This window comes from Roseinatronobacter thiooxidans (genome assembly GCF_001870675.1).
In the GTDB taxonomy this organism is placed as follows: domain Bacteria; phylum Pseudomonadota; class Alphaproteobacteria; order Rhodobacterales; family Rhodobacteraceae; genus Roseinatronobacter; species Roseinatronobacter thiooxidans.
The window spans coordinates 1-18,959 of record NZ_MEHT01000018.1 but is presented as its reverse complement, the minus strand read 5'-3'; the positions used below and the strand labels follow the sequence as shown (position 1 = coordinate 18,959).

14 protein-coding genes and 1 tRNA gene are annotated in these 18,959 nt (G+C 62.5%); 8 read left to right on the top strand and 7 right to left on the bottom strand.

The genetic code is table 11. The features are described 5' to 3' along the window. Positions 1-790: 790 nt before the first annotated feature. Positions 791-2,968 (bottom strand): excinuclease ABC subunit UvrB, encoded by a 2,178-nt coding sequence (gene uvrB / locus BG455_RS09540; protein ID WP_071469931.1) that lies wholly within the window; start codon positions 2,966-2,968, stop codon positions 791-793. Between the two features lie 160 nt (positions 2,969-3,128). Further along, positions 3,129-4,445: a thymidine phosphorylase gene (deoA, locus tag BG455_RS09535; protein WP_071469930.1), complete on the bottom strand. Its 1,317-nt coding sequence runs from the start codon at positions 4,443-4,445 to the stop codon at positions 3,129-3,131. Positions 4,446-4,531: 86 nt separating this feature from the next. On the opposite strand from deoA, the gene BG455_RS09530 reads away from it, so the two are divergent. The 6 genes from BG455_RS09530 (at position 4,532) to argE (ending at position 10,092) form a co-directional block, all read left to right on the top strand. Continuing rightward, complete coding sequence (locus BG455_RS09530; protein WP_071469769.1) at positions 4,532-4,939, top strand: PaaI family thioesterase; 408 nt, start codon at positions 4,532-4,534, stop codon at positions 4,937-4,939. A gap of 37 nt (positions 4,940-4,976) precedes the next feature. Then, complete coding sequence (locus BG455_RS09525; RefSeq protein WP_245735512.1) at positions 4,977-5,927, top strand: DMT family transporter; 951 nt, start codon at positions 4,977-4,979, stop codon at positions 5,925-5,927. 12 nt (positions 5,928-5,939) lie between these two features. Next, on the top strand, positions 5,940-6,605 hold the full coding sequence (locus BG455_RS09520; protein ID WP_071469768.1) for an SOS response-associated peptidase: 666 nt from the start codon (positions 5,940-5,942) through the stop codon (positions 6,603-6,605). A gap of 104 nt (positions 6,606-6,709) precedes the next feature. Continuing rightward, positions 6,710-8,527 carry a Na/Pi cotransporter family protein gene (locus BG455_RS09515; protein ID WP_071469767.1) on the top strand — a complete coding sequence of 606 codons (1,818 nt, stop codon included), beginning with the start codon at positions 6,710-6,712 and terminating at the stop codon, positions 8,525-8,527. A 57-nt stretch (positions 8,528-8,584) separates the two neighbouring features. Further along, complete coding sequence (locus tag BG455_RS09510) at positions 8,585-8,869, top strand: hypothetical protein (RefSeq protein ID WP_071469766.1); 285 nt, start codon at positions 8,585-8,587, stop codon at positions 8,867-8,869. Between the two features lie 32 nt (positions 8,870-8,901). Further along, complete coding sequence (gene argE, locus BG455_RS09505) at positions 8,902-10,092, top strand: acetylornithine deacetylase (protein ID WP_071469765.1); 1,191 nt, start codon at positions 8,902-8,904, stop codon at positions 10,090-10,092. 14 nt (positions 10,093-10,106) lie between these two features. Here the strand turns inward: argE and BG455_RS09500 are convergent, their stop codons facing one another. Next, on the bottom strand, positions 10,107-10,955 hold the full coding sequence (locus BG455_RS09500) for a hypothetical protein (RefSeq protein ID WP_143079906.1): 849 nt from the start codon (positions 10,953-10,955) through the stop codon (positions 10,107-10,109). A gap of 201 nt (positions 10,956-11,156) precedes the next feature. Between BG455_RS09500 and BG455_RS09495 the strand changes: the two genes are divergently transcribed. Together BG455_RS09495 and BG455_RS09490 are read left to right on the top strand one after the other, a co-directional pair. After that, positions 11,157-11,246: transfer RNA gene (locus tag BG455_RS09495), tRNA-Ser, on the top strand. 156 nt (positions 11,247-11,402) lie between these two features. Further along, positions 11,403-12,665: a tyrosine-type recombinase/integrase gene (locus BG455_RS09490; protein WP_245735511.1), complete on the top strand. Its 1,263-nt coding sequence runs from the start codon at positions 11,403-11,405 to the stop codon at positions 12,663-12,665. On the opposite strand, the gene BG455_RS09485 is transcribed toward BG455_RS09490, so the two are convergent. From BG455_RS09485 to BG455_RS09470, 4 genes are all read right to left on the bottom strand, one after another. After that, the gene (locus BG455_RS09485; protein WP_071469763.1) at positions 12,662-13,099 is read right to left on the bottom strand and encodes a hypothetical protein; all 438 of its coding nucleotides are present in this window, start codon (positions 13,097-13,099) and stop codon (positions 12,662-12,664) included. The two genes, BG455_RS09490 and BG455_RS09485, sit on opposite strands and share 4 nt — an antisense overlap. 1,030 nt (positions 13,100-14,129) lie before the next feature. Continuing rightward, positions 14,130-16,688, bottom strand: a complete 2,559-nt coding sequence (locus BG455_RS09480; RefSeq protein WP_071469762.1) for an AAA family ATPase — start codon at positions 16,686-16,688, stop codon at positions 14,130-14,132. A 178-nt stretch (positions 16,689-16,866) separates the two neighbouring features. Then, entirely contained in the window at positions 16,867-17,433 is a 567-nt protein-coding gene (locus BG455_RS09475; protein ID WP_111361518.1) for a PDDEXK-like family protein, read from the bottom strand. Between the two features lie 167 nt (positions 17,434-17,600). Continuing rightward, a complete protein-coding gene (locus BG455_RS09470) occupies positions 17,601-18,626 on the bottom strand; it encodes a hypothetical protein (protein ID WP_143079905.1) in 1,026 nt (341 codons plus the stop codon). Between the last annotated feature and the right edge of the window lie 333 nt (positions 18,627-18,959).

Here is an 18,959-nt window from a genome sequence, read left to right as displayed (position 1 = left end):
CATGGTCGGCTTGGTGTAAAGGGGTTCAGCATAGCAGCTACAATGCCTGACGCGCAACAGGCCCCACATGCGGGCAGGCTGCCGCTGGGAAGGCAGGCAGAATCTCCACCAAGACTGGTTACGCCAGAAGCAGGTTGGACATTCTCGCCATGAAACGCCCGATAAACGGACGAAATACCATGGCCTTTGTGAATTTTATTCAGTTGCGGTGGGTATTCGTTGCGACACGCCAATGCGGCGGGCGCAAATGCTGCAAAATTCCCCAGAATCACGGATGCGGTCGCACTTGTCCCAAAGGTGACAGAAATGTAATTCATTGTTATATATATTTTTTTCCACAAAGGACAAAAACGCCGCAAATTGTATAAATACCTTTGCGTCAATACCGCAGTCTGACGTCGATCTCAATGTGAGATTGTATAAACAGCACCAAGCTTGCGTGTAAAGGGCGTGAAGCGTGGCGCAGTGGCGTGATTTCGACGCAGTGTTCAGGGAATTTTAAGAAATCCCTGTCATCTGTAGTGAAAGCAGGCTGCGGGGGCAAATGTGATTGTCCCAAATGAAAGCTGCGCAGAATGCTACATGTTATCAGGTACCAATAGGGGGCGGCATGTCTGGAACCCAGCTGACATTTCACCCCCTCAATACGCTGTCAGGGCGGGTGGGGAACCAGCGCGCGCCGATCCATGATTGCGGTGCAATCATGCAACACCTGTGGTGCATGGTCCGGGCCTATGCCGCATGCCTTTCTCGAATAGCTCTGTTTCAGACAGGCGTCATGCGCGCGGCGTTATTTGCGCCCGCGTCGCTTGACCCCGCCGCGCTGGCCCGGTCGTCCGGCGGTCGAGCGTGGCTTGACGGCATGATCCACGGCCTCATCCACGGCGGATTGCCGCGCAAGGGGGTCGTCTGCGATGGCCAGTTCCACCGCTTCCAAGCGCTTGACCTCATCGCGCAGGCGCGCGGCTTCTTCAAATTCAAGGTTCTCGGCAGCCTTGCGCATATCGGTGCGCAGCCCTTCCAGATGCGCTTGCAGGTTCGCGCCGGGCTTCACTTTGTCAACCTGCGCGGTCACGCGGGCCATATCTGTATCGCCCTGCCACAGGCCGGACAGCACATCTTCCACATTCTTGCGCACTGTCTGCGGCGTGATCCCGTGTTCAATATTATAGGCCACCTGCTTTTCACGGCGGCGGTTCGTCTCACCCAGCGCGCGTTCCATGCTGCCGGTAATGCGGTCGGCATACATGATCACGCGGCCATCGGCATTGCGCGCGGCCCGCCCGATAGTCTGGATCAGCGAGGTTTCAGACCGCAAGAACCCTTCCTTATCGGCATCCAGAATCGCCACCAGCCCGCATTCGGGAATATCCAGCCCCTCGCGCAGCAGGTTAATGCCGATCAGCACATCGAATGCGCCCAGCCGCAGGTCGCGCAAAATCTCGATCCGCTCGATCGTGTCGATATCGCTATGCATGTAGCGCACACGAATGCCCTGCTCATGCAGGTATTCTGTCAGATCTTCGGCCATGCGCTTGGTCAATACGGTACACAACACGCGCAGATCGCGCGCGGCAACTTTGCGGATTTCATCCAGCAGATCATCGACCTGCATCTGAACAGGGCGAATTTCAACTTCCGGGTCCACAAGGCCGGTGGGGCGGATCACCTGTTCGGTAAAGACCCCGCCAGACTGTTCCAACTCCCACGCTGAAGGGGTGGCGGACACAAACACCGATTGCGGGCGCATCGCGTCCCATTCCTCGAATTTCAGGGGGCGGTTGTCCATGCAGCTTGGCAGGCGGAATCCGTGTTCGGCCAGCGTGAATTTGCGCCGGTAGTCGCCCTTGTACATACCGCCGATTTGCGGCACGCTGACATGGCTTTCATCGGCAAAGACAATCGCATTGTCGGGGATGAATTCAAACAAAGTGGGCGGCGGCTCTCCGGGTGCGCGCCCTGTCAGATAGCGCGAATAATTCTCGATCCCGTTGCACACGCCGGTGGCTTCCAGCATTTCCAGATCGAATTTGGTGCGCTGTTCCAGCCGCTGCGCCTCCAGCAGTTTATTTTCGGCGATCAATTGGTCCAGCCGTGTCTGCAATTCCCATTTGATGCCCTTGATGGCCTGCTGCATGGTCGGGCGCGGGGTCACATAGTGGCTGTTGGCGTATAGCCTGATCTGCGCGAACGTGTCCGTTTTCGCCCCTGTCAGCGGGTCAAATTCGGTAATCGCTTCCAGCTCCTCGCCAAAGAATGACAATCGCCATGCGCGGTCGTCAAGGTGGGCGGGCCATAACTCGATCACATCGCCGCGCACGCGGAACGATCCGCGCTGGAACGCGGCGTCATTGCGGCGGTATTGCTGCGCCACCAGATCGGCCAGAACCTGCCGCTGGTTATAGCTCTCGCCAGCCTTGAAATCCTGCGTCATGGCCGAATAAGTCTCGACCGAGCCGATACCATAGATGCACGACACCGAAGCGACAATAATCACATCATCGCGTTCCAGAAGCGCGCGCGTGGCCGAGTGGCGCATCCGGTCGATCTGTTCGTTGATCTGGCTTTCCTTCTCGATATAGGTGTCGGACCGCGCGACATAGGCTTCGGGCTGGTAATAGTCATAATAGCTGACGAAATATTCGACCGCGTTATCGGGGAAGAAACCCTTGAACTCGCCATATAGCTGCGCGGCCAGCGTCTTGTTGGGCGCAAGGATTATGGCAGGGCGCTGCGTTTCCTCGATGATCTTGGCCATGGTGTAGGTCTTGCCGGTGCCGGTGGCCCCAAGCAGCACCTGATTCTGCTCGCCCGTCCGCACCCCTTCGACCAGTTCTGCAATGGCCTTGGGCTGGTCGCCTGCGGGCAAAAAGGGGCTGGCCATGCGAAACCGCTTGCCGCCTTCCAGCTTGGGGCGGGTCAGGACATCGGGGCGCGGGGCGGGCTGGCTCAGGTTGTTATGGGGCATGGACTCACCAATCAGGACATTGCGCATACTTGGCCTTTCATGGCGGGGGTTCAAGGCGTAAACCGGCATGAGGGGGAGTGTCACCGCGAGGGGGCGTGCAACGTGAACCCCGGACTTGATCCGGGGTCTCCGGGCTTGGCGCTGCGGGTTGCGTGGCGGCTTAGCCGTCACCGGCCCCTGTTATACGGCACAGGATCAGGGGGCGCGCGGGTGGCGCGGCCCCGATCTGGCACGCGGCCGTGAACGCCTTGGCCCCGCGTTGCGCGGCCTGCGTATCCGCCGCATGAACCCGCGCGATCACAGTGCCGCGCGCAACTTTCGTGCCTTGGGGCAGAATCTCTGCGAAGCCCACGCGCGGGTCAATCCTGTCAGTGGGCTGCCGCCGCCCGCCGCCCAACTCGATCACGGCCAGCCCGATGGCGCGGGTGTCATACCCGCAGATCACGCCATCCTCTAGCGCCACGCAATCGGCAGTGACCGGCGCTTGCGGCAAATGCTTGTGGGGCGCGTCCAGCAGATCATGCGGCCCGCCAAGGGCGGCCACCATCTGCCCGAAGCGCTCTGCCGCGCGGCCAGAGTGAAAGGCATCTTCCACCATCGCGCGCCCTTGGCGGGCATCCGTGGCAAGCCCCGCAAGAGCCAGCCCTTCCGCGCCCAAGGTGCAGGTCACCTCCCACAGACGCGCAGGCATGTCGCGCCCGGTCAGGAAATCCAGCGCAACGCGGACTTCCAGCGCATTGCCCGCTGCCGGTGCAAGGGGCGCGTTCATGTCGGTGATCACCGCAGAGGTGCGGCACCCCGCGCCATTGGCCACCGCGACCAGCGCCTGCGCCAGCGCCTTGGCCTGCGCCAGATCGGCCATGAACGCGCCATTGCCGCATTTGACATCCAGCACCAGCGCATCCAGCCCCGCCGCCAGCTTCTTCGACAGGATCGAGGCGGTGATCAGGTCCAGCGATTCCACAGTCGCTGTGACATCGCGCACCGCGTAGAACCGCTTGTCAGCAGGGGCAAGCTGGCATGTTTGTCCGATAATCGCGCAGCCCACATCGCCCACCACCTTGCGCAGCAGCGTCAGGTCGGGGGCCGTCGTATAGCCCGGTATCGCCTCCAGCTTGTCGAGCGTGCCACCCGTATGCCCCAGCCCGCGCCCCGAGATCATGGGCACCACAGCCCCGCAGGCCGCCAGTGCAGGCGCCAGCATCAGCGAGACTGTGTCGCCAATCCCGCCGGTCGCGTGTTTGTCCAGAACCGGCCCGTTGTCCCAGTGCAGCACATCGCCGGAATCGCGCATCGCTTCGGTCAGGGCCACACGTTCGGCCAGGTCCATGCCATTCAGCACCACCGCCATTGCCAGCGCGCCCAGTTGCGCATCGCCCAAATCGCCGCTGGTCATGCCCTGGACCAGCGCCTCAATCTCTGCGCGCGTCAGGGGCTGGCCGTCGCGCTTGCGCCTGATAAGTTCCTGATACAGCATAGCGGCTTTCATTCGTCGCGGCGTATGGCTGTAAGCCTTGCTTTTTCCGACTGAAAACGCAAGATTATTTCCAGATCGGAGATGCCATGATAGACCCGCGCCTTGCCGACAGCTTCGCCCGCCAGTCGATGATGACCAGCCTGCATGCACAGCTGGTCGAAGGGGCGGCGGGGCGCGCTGTGATTCATGCGCCGATACTCAAGGCGTTTCAGCAACAGCACGGGGCGGCGCATGCGGGCGTGGCTTTCGCGCTAGGCGACTCGGCGGCGGGGTATGCCGCACTCAGCCTGCTGCCCGAGGGGCAGGAGGTGATGACCGTCGAGATGAAGATCAACCTGCTTTCGCCCGCGATCGGGGACAGTTTGCATGCCGTGGGCGAAGTTGTGCGCGCAGGCCGGCGTTTAAGTGTGGTCCGCGCCGAGGTCGTGGCGGTTTCCGGCGATGCGCGCAAGACGGTTGCCGTGTTGCAGGGCACGATGATCGGGGTTGCATAGCCCCTCTGGACAAGTGCCGCATGCCTAATTATTACACATGTTTATCATATCTGCGGCCTTTTGCGGCAGTTTGAAAGGTGTCACCATGCCCACCAGCCCCACCCTAGGCAATTGGATCGGTCTGATCGCGCTGGGCCTGATCTGGGGCGCGTCATTTCTGGGTGTCGCAATCGCGCTAGAGGGGTTCTCGCCCCTCTGGGTGGCGGCAGGGCGCATCGTGATCGGGGCCATCACCCTGACCGTCATTGCTGTGGTCATGGGGGTCCGGCTGCAAGCCTCGCCCGCAATTCTGGCCTTTGCCGCCGGAATGGGTGTTTTGTCCAATGCGCTGCCCTTCTTCCTGCTAAGTTGGTCGCAGCAACATGTCACATCGGGTTTTGCGGGCATTACGATGGCGTCCATCCCGCTATTCGTCATCGGATTTGCGCATTTCCTTGTCTTGGGTGAAGGGCTGACGCGGCAAAAGGCGATGGGCTTTTTGCTGGGCCTTGTGGGGGTGGGCGTGCTGATCGGGCCGGGGGTTTTCGCGGCCTCTGGTTCAGAGTTCGAGGCTGCGGCGCGGCTGGGCTGCCTTGCTGCCGCGTTAAGCTATGCCATCGGCTCTATCATAACGCGGCGCTGCCCCGAGGTGCACCCTGTGGGCTTTGGCGTGCTGGCCCTGTGGGTGGCAACTGCAATCATGCTGCCTGCCGCCTTGATCACCGAAGGCCTGCCCCCGATGGCAGAGGCCCGCCCGTTTCTGGCGCTGCTCTATCTGGGGCTTTTGCCCACAGGGTTTGCAACGCTGCTGTTGGTGGGGATCATCCGCAGCGCAGGCCCAAGTTTTCTGTCGCAGGTCAATTACCATGTTCCTGTCTGGTCTGTGCTGCTTGGCGTTGTTGTTCTGGCCGAGGAATTGCCGGGCCGCTTTATACTGGCGCTGGGCATCATCATTGCAGGGCAGATGCTGGCGCGGCGCAAAGGGCTTCAAGCACGCGCGCCTGCCTGATATGATGCGCCAATGTGCGGACGCTTTGCCATTACCCTGCCCGATGACGCGATGGCCCGCGCCTTTCAGGCGCAGCCCGCGAACAATTTGCCGCCCGTGCCGCGCTTCAACATCTGCCCCACGCAGCCGGTGGCAACCATCATCAGCCGCGAGGGCGCGCGGCATATGGGGCCAATGCGCTGGGGCTTTGTGCCGCATTGGTATAAACGAGAGAATGACGGCCCCTTGCTGATCAATGTGCGCGCCGAGACGATTGCGGCCAAACCCGCCTTTGCCGATGCCGCGCGCAAGCGGCGCTGCCTGATCCCGGCCTGTGGGTTTTATGAATGGACCAAAGATGCGGCAGGCGCGCGGCTGCCTTGGTATATTCGCCCCACACAAGGCGAATTTCTGGCCTTTGCCGGTATCTGGCAGGTGTGGGAACAGGGCGACCAGCGGCTTGTCACCTGCGCGATTGTCACCTGCGCCGCCAATGCGCAGATGGCGCAGATCCATCACCGGATGCCGGTTATCGTGCCGCAAGACGATTGGGCGCTATGGCTGGGCGAGGTGGGGCAGGGGGCCGCAACGCTGATGCGCGCCGCACCAGAGGGGGCGTTGCAGATGCATCGCGTGTCACCAAAGGTGAATTCCAACCGCGCCGAGGGGGAAGAGCTGATCGACCCCATCGATTCCTAACAGCGGTGCAAAAGCAGTAGCTTTGCGCCCCGCTCTCGGGCTACATCTTGTTCAAGGCAGTGCCAGACAAAACACATGCCGACCGCGCCGGGACAGTCTGATCCATGACACGATATGCGCCACAGCTTCAGTTGGGTTTGATCCTTGCCACCTTGCTGCTGGCCTTTTGGCTAAGTGCCGATTTCCAGCACATAGCCGCCGGTGTGGCGATCTTTCTTCTGGGCATGGTCATGCTGGAAGACGGGTTCAAGGCGCTGGGCGGGTCGGTGCTGGAACGCATCTTGGCGCGTGCCACGGGCACTTTGCCGCGTGCGATGGGCTTTGGCGTGCTGGCAACCGCAGTCACGCAATCCAGCTCGCTTGTGTCGGTCATTTCAATCTCGTTCCTTAGCGCGGGGCTGATCACGCTACAGGCGGGGATGGGCATTATCTTCGGGGCCAATCTGGGCACGACGACAGGAGCGTGGCTGATCGCAGGGGTGGGGCTGAAGGTCGATATTGCGCGCTATGCCATGCCGATGCTGGCGATTGGCGCGGTGCTGATGTTCCAGCGCGCGCCAGCCATACGCGGGGCAGGGCAGGTGGTGCTGGGCATCGGGCTGATCTTTCTGGGGATCGCATTCATCAAGGACGGGTTCGACGCATTCAGCGCACGGTTCGACCTAAGCCAGCTGGCCCTGGCTGGGCTGGTCGGGCTGGCGGTGTATACGCTGCTGGGGGCGGCGGCCACAGTGGTCATGCAATCCAGCCATGCCACAATGCTGCTGGTCATCACGGCGCTGGCCTCGGGGCAGATTGGCTATGAAAACGCGCTGGCCGTGGCGATTGGTGCAAATATCGGCACCACTGTCACGGCGCTTATCGGGGCGGCTTCGGCCAATTATCAGGGCAAGCGGCTGGCGCTGGGCCATCTGATCTTCAACTTTGCCACGGCGATTGCGGCGCTGGTGCTGATTGTGCCCCTGCGCCATGCAGTGGATCTTATCAGCGACCTGCTGGGCATTCGGCCTGATGACTTTGCGCTGCGGCTGGCGGTGTTTCACACGCTGTTCAACCTGCTGGGGCTTGCCATTATGGTGCCGCTGATGGCGCGGCTGGTGCGGTTTCTGGAACGCCGCATTGCAGCGCCTGCGCCCAATATCAGCAAGCCGCGCTACATCAATGCCGATCTGGGCGCGTTTCCCGCCCCTATTCTGGCCGCGTTGGGCAATGAATTGCGCCACCTGCATGAAAACGCCGCGCGCCTGATCTGCGAAGGGCTGAACCTGCGGCTGGACGACCTGACCCAGTCCAAGGATATTGGCGTAACTGTTGCACGGTCGAACGACCCGATCCTGCTGGATTTCGAGCGGCGCTATGAAGACAAGGTCAAAAGCCTGCATGCCGCGATTGTCGAATTCAGTGCACAAAAGGCAACGCTGGAACTGCCTGCCACCACGGTAACGCGCTTGCAGGAATTGCGCGATGCGGCGGGCGCTGTGGTGCGCGCGGTCAAGGCCATCAAGCATATGCGCCGCAATACCCAGCGGTTTACCACGGTTCCCCATGGTGAGATAACGCAGCTTTACGACAATCTGCGCTGTGAAATCGCGCAAATACTGGTCGAGATCGAGCGGTTGGAGGGGATGGCACCCGAGGCGCGCAGCTCGTTATGGATCGAGGAAGAGCGCGCAGCCCTTGACCATGAAGCGCGCGCCGCTGTCCGGCAGGTTGAAGGGGCATTGCAAACGCGGCGGATTTCGGCAGCCGATGCGACATCTTTCCTGAACGATTCCGGCTATGCCTTTGAGGCGATGCGCGCCCTGTTGGATGCGGCGCAACTGATCTACCGGCCCCCCGACATGGCCGAGGCCGAGATCGAGCGTTTGCTGGAACTGGATGACGATGAACTGACGCAGAAATCCGCGCAGGATGTGTCATGAAACAGTCACATCTTTCGTGGTGCTATGGCTTGAAATCCGGCGGTTCAGGAGCGTGCGATGGGCTATGAGAAGTTATCAGCCAAGCTGGAAGACTATCTGGCGCGGATGCGCGCGGGCAAGGCCCACAAGATCAAGCCGCGCGATGTTGAGAAGGTGATTGCAAAGCTGCGCGCGCGGCGTGCGGCGCTGGTGGATGAGGGCGCAAAGACGCCTGACAAAGCGGAACGGCTGGCCCGCAAGCTGCATCTGGCAGATGATCTGATTGCCCGCGCCGAGTGGTTGCTGGCAGAGTTGGGAACGCACCCCCACAGCCCGATTGACGCCGATGCCCCACCCAGATAGCCAAGTGGTATAGGCGACACGAGAGGTTCCGGATGCATAACCCACCCAATGCAGACCGTCTGGCGCGGTGCAAGCACCTGCTGGCAGAGCTGGTTGCCTTTCCGACAGTCTCCTCCGACAGCAACCGCGCGCTTACCCTAGCGCTGGCAGAATATCTGGAAGACAGCGGCGCGCGTGTCTGGACGCAAGCAGATGCGACGGGTGAGAAGCTGAACCTGTTTGCCACAATCGGGCCGGAATGCGATGGCGGCGTGATCCTGTCTGGCCATACAGATGTGGTGCCTGTGGCCGAGCAACCCTGGAGCAGCGACCCTTTCGTTATGACCCAGCGCGACGGCAGGTTATACGGGCGCGGCACATGCGACATGAAAGGTTTTGTCGCCGCCTGTGTGACGATGGCCCCCGAATTTGCCCGCCGCAATCTGGCCGTGCCGGTTCATTTCGCCTTTACCTATGATGAGGAAGTCGGGTGTTTTGGTGCGCAAGCCCTGACCGCGTCGTTGCAAAAGCGCGGCATCCGGCCCGCTGCCGCGATCATTGGCGAGCCGTCACAGATGCAGGTGATCGACGGGCACAAGGGCTGTTTTGAATATACAACATGGTTCACCGGGCTGGAGGGGCATGGCTCTGCCCCCGATCTGGGGGTGAATGCTGTTGAATATGCGTCGCGCTTCGTGATGAAGCTGCTGGAGTTGCGCAAAGCCCTGCAAGCCCGCGCCCCTGCGGGTTGCCCGTTTGACCCGCCACATACGACCATCAATATGGGGCTGCTGGCAGGGGGGGTGGCGCATAATGTCATTCCCGGCAAGGCGCGGCTGGAATGGGAAATGCGCCCTGTGCAGCCATCCGACGCGGATTTCGTGAAAGACGCGCTGGAAAGGCTGGTGCAGGACGAATTGCTGCCCGAGATGCGCGCCATCCATCCGCAGGCCGATATTCACACCCAGATCGTGGCCGAAGTGGTTGGCTTGTTGCCCGAACCCCAGAACCCCGCGCGCGATCTGGTCATGGCGCTGACCGGCGCGAATGGCGCGGGGCTGGTGCCATTCGGGACCGAGGCGGGATTGTTCCAGACCATTGGCATTCCATCGGTCATCTGCGGGCCGGGGTCTATCGCGCAGGCCCATAAACCCGATGAATATCTGGATGAAACCCAGTTGGACCTGTGCCTGCACATGCTGGACCTGTTGGGCGACAGGCTGGAACGTGGCCCTGTCACCTGAAACAGGGGCGCGGTTTACAAATCCTCGATATTCAGGCGCCGCCCCAAGGCGCGACCGACCGCAACCGAAATATCACCGAACACCACCTCAAATGCCCGAAACATGGCACGGTTGAATGCCTGCGCCAAAGGCGTTGAGACATAATCAATCAGCGCCTGCAAATCTTCATCGCTGAGCGGTTGATAGGCCATCATGAAATAGGATTCGATCCAGTCTTCAACATCGATACGGATTTCAGGCTCTTGCGCCCAGACCAGAAATAAAAGCTGTTCACTGTCCAGCCCGTTGACCGCATTCTCGGACATCATGCTTTGATAATAGGCATAGCTGGTGTTCAGCCCCAAAGAGACATTCAATTCAACCAGATCATTCGCATCCACCCGCGCGCGGATCATGTCCAGTCGGTCTGCGGCGGGTGCACCCTGTTGCGCCGCCCGCGCATTTTGCAAAGCCATCCGCGCGATCTGGTCGACCTCATCATCAAGCAAGGCGTCACGGGCAGAGATTTCCAGACGCAGGACACGCTTGCCAAGGTCGGTCCGTGCAAATTCAAGCGCATCTTGCACCACGTCTGGCGTGGCCTCCATATCGGCGGTCAGGGTCGCGACAAAAGCCGCATGCATGCGCTCGGCATCGTAAATCCTTGAGACATCGCGTTCAAAATCTGCAAGGGCACGCCCCTGCAAGGGAATCGCCCCCTCGACCAGCACAGAGCTGCGCCCTTCCGCCGCCATGATGCCGAACAGTTCCGGCAGCAGATAGGCGCGCGACAGATCATCGGCCGCCGCCATTCGCAAGGAAGAGATTACAACGAAAAACCCTGTCATCAAAACAAGGGCGGTGCGCAGCAGGGCAGGGGGCATGGTCAAATCCGGTGTTATGCAGGTTGTGCCAGCATAGGGAAATCCATGCCCCAACACCAAACACTTTCGCGCGCGGGGCATATGAAAGACGACGGCCCTTCTGGAAACGACGCGCGCCACTCACTCCGGTGCACGGGGAATGACGATATGAACAATTTCCCCTTGCACGCCCATGCGCAAGCCAGTATCGAGACGCCGATCGGAGAGGTGCCGGAGTGGTCGATCGGGGCGGTCTCGAAAACCGTTGTCCCTTCACGGGGACCCAGGGTTCGAATCCCTGTCTCTCCGCCACAGCCTAGCGTTGTTGTCAGAATTTTATGAATAGCTCTCAACGGGTTAACGTCCTTTTTAAGCTTTCTCCGCACAGCGCTTTCCTTGAATACTCGATTTCCTGCTACACATCTTGCTACACAGGTGCTTATGTGGGGTGGCGATATGCAGCTGATGATGCGTGGGAAGACATGGCATTTGCGGCGGCGCGTTCCGGCGAAATTTGCGGGAATCGAGCCGCGGCGTGAGGTGTGGGTATCCTTGCAGACCGACTCGCGCCAGCTTGCGGCCCAAAAGGCGCCGGGCGTGTGGGAAAGTCTGGTCTCGGGCTGGGAGGCCCAGCTGGCGGGCAGGTCCGACGACGGGGCCGCGCGGTTTGAGGCCGCGCGCGCGATCGCTGGCAGCCATGGCGTGAGCTACATGCCGATCCGCGATATTGAACAGCTGCCGCTGGAGGCGCTGCTGGCGCGCATTGAGGTTTTGCAACGCCGTGACGGATCGGCGAACCTTGCTGCGGCCCCTGCGGTGCTGGGGGCTGTGGAGGTGCCGTCGATCACCGTGTCGCAGGCGCTTGAGGAATATTGGAAACTGACGCCCGACCGGACCCGTGGCAAAAGCGAGGATCAGAAGCGGCGTTGGGTCAATCCCCGCAAGAAAGCTGTCCGCAATTTCATTGATGTGGTGGGCGACCTGCCGCTGGCGCAGATGAAACGCGCGGATTTCCTCGACTTCCGGTCCTGGTGGCTGGAACGCATCGCGGAGGAGGATCTGACGCCCAATTCGGCCAACAAGGACCTGATCCACCTTGCGGATGTGCTGAAGACTGTAAACGAGCTGAAAGGGTTCGATTTCGACCTGCCGCTGCATAAGCTGACGCTGAAAGACGGCGACAAGAAAGAACGGCTGCCCTTCTCGGATATCTGGATCCGCGATCGGCTGCTGGCCCCGGGCGTGTTGTCCGGCCTGAACCCGGAGGCGCGGGCGATCTTTTTGGGCATGATCAACACGGGCTACCGTCCGTCGGAAGCGGCGGGATTGACTGCCGAACGTATTCGGCTGGACCACGATGTGCCCCATATTGTGATCGCTGCAGACGAAACACGCCAGATCAAGAACAAGACCTCGCGGCGCGAGATCCCGCTGACCGGCGTCAGCCTTGAGGTCTTTCGCGCGTTTCCCAAAGGGTTCCCGCAATATCGGGCGAAGCCCGCGACCTTGTCGGCCACTGTGAACAAGTTCCTGCGCGAGAATGGGCTGATGGAGAGTGATGACCATGTAATGTATAGCTTGCGGCATAATTTTGAGGACCGGATGCTGCGGGGCCGGATTGACGAGCGTGTCCGGCGCGAATTGATGGGCCATTCATTGGGTCGGCAGAAATACGGTCAGGCGGGTGGGCTTGCCTTCAAGGCGGGCGAGCTGGCGCGCATCGCCCTCTAATGGCGGGTCTGTAGCAAGGATTTCGCGCGCTCCAGCGCCGCGCGGCGGGCATGTGCCTGTTGCAGTTCCGCTTCCAGCCGCAGAAAGACCGGCAGATAGGTTTCGTCATGCTGGAGCAGTTCGGCGACCAGGCGCAGCGCGTTTGCGATGCGTTCCTCGACAGGCTGTGGGGGAAGTGTCCTGCGCGCGGTGGCAGGCGTGATCCCTTGTGCCTGAGGGCGTTGGGTGCGCGCGGGGTCGTTCTGGAGGTCATGCAGGGGGACGATCTGGTTGTCTGCTTCCGCCGTCCTGCAATCCTCGTGCACAACACGGGTCTGGTGCGCAGATGCGCACGGCGTGCCCGCGTCCCCAATGGCCAAGACTGGCGCCGACACGGGCCGCGTTTCAGGTGGTACGGCGGCCGGACGGGGCGGTTTTACAAGTGTGAGCGACATGTCACCCCCCTGCGCCGGACGGGACGGTGCGCGGTCAGGTACTGTCTGATGCTGGTCTGCGTCACACCTTTTGCCTTTGCATTCGTGTCCCTGCCCTACTCGCGCTCGCACCGAGTTGCTGCCCGGCAAAGAAGACCGGGCGGGCAACGGGTCGGAGCGTCAGGGTCAAGATACATCATAGGGGGCAAAAGAGCAGCCCCCCGGAAGGCGGAAGATGTGCATTAGAAATTCTTTAACGCATTGATGTTGAACGTCACTTTGACGTTCCGGTGCACGTCTGACCGCGCGTAGGCATAGCGATCAAAGGCGGTTGGCGGCGGGGTCTGCCGCCAGCCCTGCCCTGCAATCGCCGTACATATCAGCGACGATGATCACGCGTGGAACCTCAGATACCCGCCGTCTTCATGTGCGCTGATCTTAACATGGTTTCCAGATACCCCCACCCAGTTTCGCGCTTGCGGTGCCCGCGCGGGGTGCCTGCGGCGCTTTTGTTTGGTTTGTAAGGTTGGGATTGGTTTTGGAGCCTGGGGGTGGTTGGGTTTTAGGGACCTTGGGACGCAAAGAGCGGGGGAGCCGCCCCTTGGGCGGAGAGGAAGTGGCGCGCGCTCCGGCGCGCGTGGTGGAAGCAGGTGTTTGGGTTTGGAGGGTGTAGGCGTAGGATCGGGATCAAGGTCCGGACAGGGATTATGTGCCGCATGCGATTCATCGGGGGTGGGCGGGGTGTTGGTTCCAGCTGCATGTGATGGAAAAATGCGCGGTAGGTGGGCTGCGGAAAATCGGTGATGGGGGCATCCCTCCGGGCCACAGGTTGTCTGAACTCCGGACAAGATTGAGCTGTCCTCCGGACAAAAGGGACGGGCGCAACTGTCAGACCGCACGCCACGCGCAAACTGTCTCAAGCTGCGCCTGACAGCGGCAATCCTGTCCGGACCGGGTCCGCCCATGTCACACCAAAACTACCCGCTTGGGCGCGCGGGCTGGCCGCACGCGCTTTGGGGTGGAAGTCCGGACAGCGCGATCGCGGGCCCCCTCAGGCGGCGAACGGCCGGACGATGTCCGGGTCGGGCGGGGTGTTGGTATTGTCGGCCCGGTCCGGCCCTGTCCGGACCTCGTGCGCTGTCCACGCGTTCCCCTGTTCCGGAGTGATTGTCAGCAGGCGTGCTTCAGGGTGTCCGGCCTGACCATCGGAGGGGCTGACCACATCGCCCGTTGCGCGGGAATCCTCCTCCACAGGGGCCGGGGGGATGGGCGCGCTAGTGGTCTGTGCGAGAGGGGTCTGTCCGGGCACTGGCCCGGCCGCTGCATCCGGCACGACCTTCGCGACCAGCGCCTCCAGCTCGGGGCCGGCCAGCAATCCGGTCCGGACCAGTGCCGCGGCCATCTCCTCCAGCACGGGGCGGTTGGCTTCCACAATCCGCAGGGCACGAGCCTGCGCCGCCTGCAGCCGGGCCTCGACCCGCGCGCGCAGGACCGGCTCGGCGCGCAGCCGGGCCAGCACCACCTCCGGATCGCCCAGCCAGATCAGATCGTGGCCCAGTCCCCATGACAGCTCCAGCGCGGCCGCCGTCTGCGTGGCGCGCGCGAGATCGCTATTGGCGTCGCCACCCGCCCCGCCGGAGGGTTCCCCGAAGATGAGGATTTCTGCACCGCGCCCGCCGAGATCATTGGCCAGCGTATCGGCGATCTCATTGCGGCGCTGGCTGCGGCGCAGAAGTGCTTGCTGCGTCACTCCGCCGCCGCCCTGAAGCGCCAGCATCTGCGGATGCGCGATACCGGTCGCAGCTCCGGTGATGGCATGACCCGCCTCGTGAACAGCGACCTGCCAGCGGATCTCCTCCGGAACTGGCGGCCGCAGGTCCCGCAGCGTGGCGCTCAGGTCGTCGCACGTGAGCGGGCGCTTCGCGCGCCGCGCCCGCGCGCGGGCGGTCCGGACAAGGCCTGCAATGTCAGCCCCCGACATGCCGGATGCCTGCGCGGCAATGCCGGTCAGGTCCGCATCCGCCAGATCCGGCCAGGCCTGCCAGCGGATCGCGGCGGGGATCAGATCATGCGTCGGGTAGCCCAGATGCAGCACCCGGTCGAAACGCCCGGGCCTGCGGATGGCTTTGTCGATCCGGTCCGGATGATTGGTCGCGCCCATAATGACCACGCCCTCATGCCCCTCATAGCCGTCCATGGCGGCCAAAAGGCCCGTCACCACATACTCGGTCCAGGTTGAGTTGGTGTCATGGGGCCGGTCGCGGTCCCCGACAGCGTCCAGTTCGTCGATGAACAGGATTGCGGGCGCAGCGGCCGCAGCACGGGCGAAACACTCCCGCATCGCCTTGATCACCTCACTCCCGCGGCTTCCCTCCGAGGACCAGTCGGCGATCGAGCCCGTGATCACGTTGATCCCCGCCGATCTGGCGATAAGGCGGGGAACTTCGGTTTTGCCGCTCCCCGGCGGGCCGGAGAGGAGGATGCCGCGGGTGACGTCTTTCCACGCGATCTCGCCCGCCTGCCACGCAAGCAGGTCAGTGACCATCTGCTCCAGGGGTTCGCGTACCTCTTGCGGAAGCGGGAAATCGGCCAGCCCCGGTTCATCAGCGGCATCTGGTGCCGCAGCCAGCATCAGGGCTGCGATGGCACCCTCCAGCGTCGGGTTGCGCAAGGCCAGCACCAGATCGTCCGGCCCGAGGCCCTTGTAGCGGGCGTCCTCCGGCAGGCGGGCGAGGGCGGCCACGGCGCTCGGGTCGCCTTCATTCCGGTCCTCCGTATCGGGGTAAGCATCGGTCAGGATCGTGGCCAGCATGGCCCGGTCGAGGGGTGCAAGGTGGATCACCTGCGGCTTCAGCGCGCGCAGGGCCGTGGGCAGGGTACCGGCCGCCAGCGCCACCGCGACAATCGCGCGCCGCGTTTCCAGCGCCGTGCGGACCGTGGGCACCAGCTGGCCGATCGGGCCTGCGCCTGTTTTGCGGTTGTCCTTCGACAGCATCGCTTCCTCGGCCCGGATCGCCTTGGGCAGCGGCGCATCCTCCGGCCAGAAGGGCGCGCGGCTCAGGATATGGTCCAGAACCTTGTACAGGGGCTCATCCAGACCAAGGGTGCCCGCCGAAAGCACTGTCAGCGATCCGGGCGCGCTCAGAGCATTATACATCGCGGCCGGGCTGCCGAAAGTAGCGGCCAGCCGGTTCACGGTAAGCGCCACGGCAGGCCGCAGGCTGTAGACCGCCGCCTCCTTGCCCGACCCGTCGGGGACAGGCGGCAGGGCGTCCGCCATCAGCGCAGCGGCCGCTTCTGCTTCTGCCTCGACGAAATCCAGAATATCGTCGAGTTCGGTCCGGGGCAGCGTACTGGCGGTCGTTGGCGGGTGGGCCGGGGTGGAGGACGTGGCAGCGTTCGCCTGCCGCAGCGGCGCAACCGCAGAAACTGGCGCATCGGTCGGCGCCGCATAAGGCGGGTGTGTGGTGATGACACCGCTGATCGTCGCCCATCCGGATTGCTCGAAAAGCAGGCTATCGCGGATCGCTGCGGCGAAAACGCGCCAGTCAGCGGGAGCTGCCGCGCCGCTGGTCGTGGACGTGAGGGTCGGGGTGGTGGGCTGCGTCATGGGAAGCCTCCGTCAGGAATAAGGAACGGGGAAATGGTTCGCCCCAAGGGCGGGCCGGGCACGGGATATTGCTGCGATGTTTTGGTGTCGCGGGTGTGCCCAGTCGGGCGGTTCCGATTTAGGCCGACCGGATCAAGCGGTTCCGGTCAGCCAGCCCCGATCTAGGCGGAGCCGGGTACTAGGCGGCGAGGTCGAGATCGTGGTCCCACCCGCCCGGGATGGCATCGGTGTGGCCAAGCCGTGCCAGCGCGGCGTCCAGGGACGCCCGCGGGTTGCGGCGCAGGTGCGTGATCTCGGAGACGTGGACGACATGACGACTGTGCCAGTCGGCGGTGAAACGCACCACTCCCTCCGCAAGAATGGCCATCGCAAGGATGTCGAAATCGGTGGCCGCATAGGGGCCGCGCCCGGTCGAGCCGCGTTCGCTGCGCTGCCTCAGGTTGAAGACATAGTCCCCATTTGCGTTCACCGAATGCCGGGTTTTGACCTGAACACGCACCGGGGTGTCATCCGGCAGAATGAGCACGCGGTCGTGACGTTCATGCTCGGGCATGGGGTAGACCCGCTCCCCAAGGCGCATGAAAATGGAATCCACCAGCAGTTCAGCGGCGCTGCCAAGATATTTGGCGTAACGGCAAAGATCGGGTGTCGACATCTTCGGATACATGGCCAGCGCCTCGCGGGCGTCACGGATCTCCATGGGTCGGGAAGGCATGACCATGTTCGGCAGAAAAAGTTGTTGCATGGGGTAACTCCATGGCTGGGAAATGTGAGGATGCAAGGGCGGTGGCGTGAGGGGCGGGGTCTGTGAGGCACAAAGCCTCCGCCCGCCCCCCCCACGCACGCCTCAAAGATCGCAGGCCCGTGTCGCAGGCCCGTGTTGCAGGCCCGCGCCGCAAGGTCCGGGTCGGCTCAGGCCGCCTGCACCTGCCCGAAGGCGCCCGACCCGTCCGGGCCGTCGCCGCCGAAATCCTCCAAATCCATCAGACGCGCACAGAGCTGGAAAAACACCGACTGTACCGGGCGCATCTGGCAGGCCACCGCATGCGTGCCCTGCGCTTCAAACAGGCTGAAATTGGCCTGAACGACGTCAAACAACGCACGCCGCTCCATGTCATCTTCCGTGCCAAACAGGCTATAGAGGAAGAACCCCATATCCCACAGCGTCCGATCCTCCGCGCGGCGCGGGGTCATGGCCAGCAGCGTATCAAGTTCGCGATGGGTGCGGGCTTGCGCGGCTTCCCCCTCGCACAGCGCGGCACCGAAACGCGCGCTCAGAACATCGCCCGCCACAGAGCGTTGCAAAGGGGCTTCAGCCTGCAGGAAAACCGTGAGCGCGCGCAACAGCGCGGTGAATTGCGCCGACATCGGCGTATGCGCCTGGTAATGGCTGGCAAGACGGCGCGTCGCACCGGTGGACGTAGGGCCAGCAGCCGCAACAGCCGCATCCCGCCCTCCCTCCAGCAGATCAGGCAGATCAATATAGGTCACCAGCGCGTCAAGGGCGCAGGTCGCCAGGGCAGTGTACGGGGCGTCATCCTCGTTATGCCCATGGTTCTGCCCCTCGACCCGGGGCGGGCTGCGAAATGCCCAACGCCTCATGGTGATGGCGTCGCGGATGCGCGCAACCTCGGTGGCGTCGTCCGAAAGCACGACGGTCCGGACCAATGCCGCCACGCGCCGCAGCGTGTGATCGCGCGGATCCGTGACAGGTGTAGCTGCAAGCGCCCGCCCGTGCGACAGAAGCACGGCGCGCGCTTCATCCACCGCATCGGTGAACATCTGGAGCGCGGGGTCCTGACCGGCATAGCCGTCAAGGGCGCGCTCTGCCTCGACCAGCGCAGGCAGCGCGGCGCGCAGCAAGGCGAACCGGGACAAAACCGGGGAATGCGTGGCATTGAAACCGCCCACGCGGCGGGATACGATTGAGTTAGCCATGGCGTGTCTCCCAAAAGACGCGTTGTGGTCAGGGCGGGGGCAGAGGTACGAACTCTGGTCTCGCCCGACTTATTCGGACGTCCGCTGACCATAAAACGTATTTGGGGCGTAGCGAAGGGGCCTTCAAGGGCCAGATATGTATTTTATTGGCACAGGTCGATATTTTTATCCTGTGCCTACCAAACCCCACATTACAGTGCATCATCAAGAGCAATACGCCGCATCTTCAGCGCTTTCAGCGTTGTCCAGTCGACATATGTAACATACTATACCATAGTACATTATGAGATTTTGAGGATCGCGTCTATGCCACGCTCGCCATTGATTACCCCG

What these genes read in the sequence shown, in the direction of transcription:
- uvrB (WP_071469931.1), bottom strand. Translation starts at nt 2,968, where the DNA reads ATGCCCCATAACAACCTGAGCCAGCCCGCCCCGCGCCCCGATGTCCTG.
- deoA (WP_071469930.1), bottom strand. Translation starts at nt 4,445, where the DNA reads ATGCTGTATCAGGAACTTATCAGGCGCAAGCGCGACGGCCAGCCCCTG.
- BG455_RS09530 (WP_071469769.1), top strand. Translation starts at nt 4,532, where the DNA reads ATGATAGACCCGCGCCTTGCCGACAGCTTCGCCCGCCAGTCGATGATG.
- BG455_RS09525 (WP_245735512.1), top strand. Translation starts at nt 4,977, where the DNA reads ATGTTTATCATATCTGCGGCCTTTTGCGGCAGTTTGAAAGGTGTCACC.
- BG455_RS09520 (WP_071469768.1), top strand. Translation starts at nt 5,940, where the DNA reads ATGTGCGGACGCTTTGCCATTACCCTGCCCGATGACGCGATGGCCCGC.
- BG455_RS09515 (WP_071469767.1), top strand. Translation starts at nt 6,710, where the DNA reads ATGACACGATATGCGCCACAGCTTCAGTTGGGTTTGATCCTTGCCACC.
- BG455_RS09510 (WP_071469766.1), top strand. Translation starts at nt 8,585, where the DNA reads ATGGGCTATGAGAAGTTATCAGCCAAGCTGGAAGACTATCTGGCGCGG.
- argE (WP_071469765.1), top strand. Translation starts at nt 8,902, where the DNA reads ATGCATAACCCACCCAATGCAGACCGTCTGGCGCGGTGCAAGCACCTG.
- BG455_RS09500 (WP_143079906.1), bottom strand. Translation starts at nt 10,955, where the DNA reads ATGCCCCCTGCCCTGCTGCGCACCGCCCTTGTTTTGATGACAGGGTTT.
- BG455_RS09490 (WP_245735511.1), top strand. Translation starts at nt 11,403, where the DNA reads ATGCGTGGGAAGACATGGCATTTGCGGCGGCGCGTTCCGGCGAAATTT.
- BG455_RS09485 (WP_071469763.1), bottom strand. Translation starts at nt 13,099, where the DNA reads ATGTCGCTCACACTTGTAAAACCGCCCCGTCCGGCCGCCGTACCACCT.
- BG455_RS09480 (WP_071469762.1), bottom strand. Translation starts at nt 16,688, where the DNA reads ATGACGCAGCCCACCACCCCGACCCTCACGTCCACGACCAGCGGCGCG.
- BG455_RS09475 (WP_111361518.1), bottom strand. Translation starts at nt 17,433, where the DNA reads ATGCAACAACTTTTTCTGCCGAACATGGTCATGCCTTCCCGACCCATG.
- BG455_RS09470 (WP_143079905.1), bottom strand. Translation starts at nt 18,626, where the DNA reads ATGGCTAACTCAATCGTATCCCGCCGCGTGGGCGGTTTCAATGCCACG.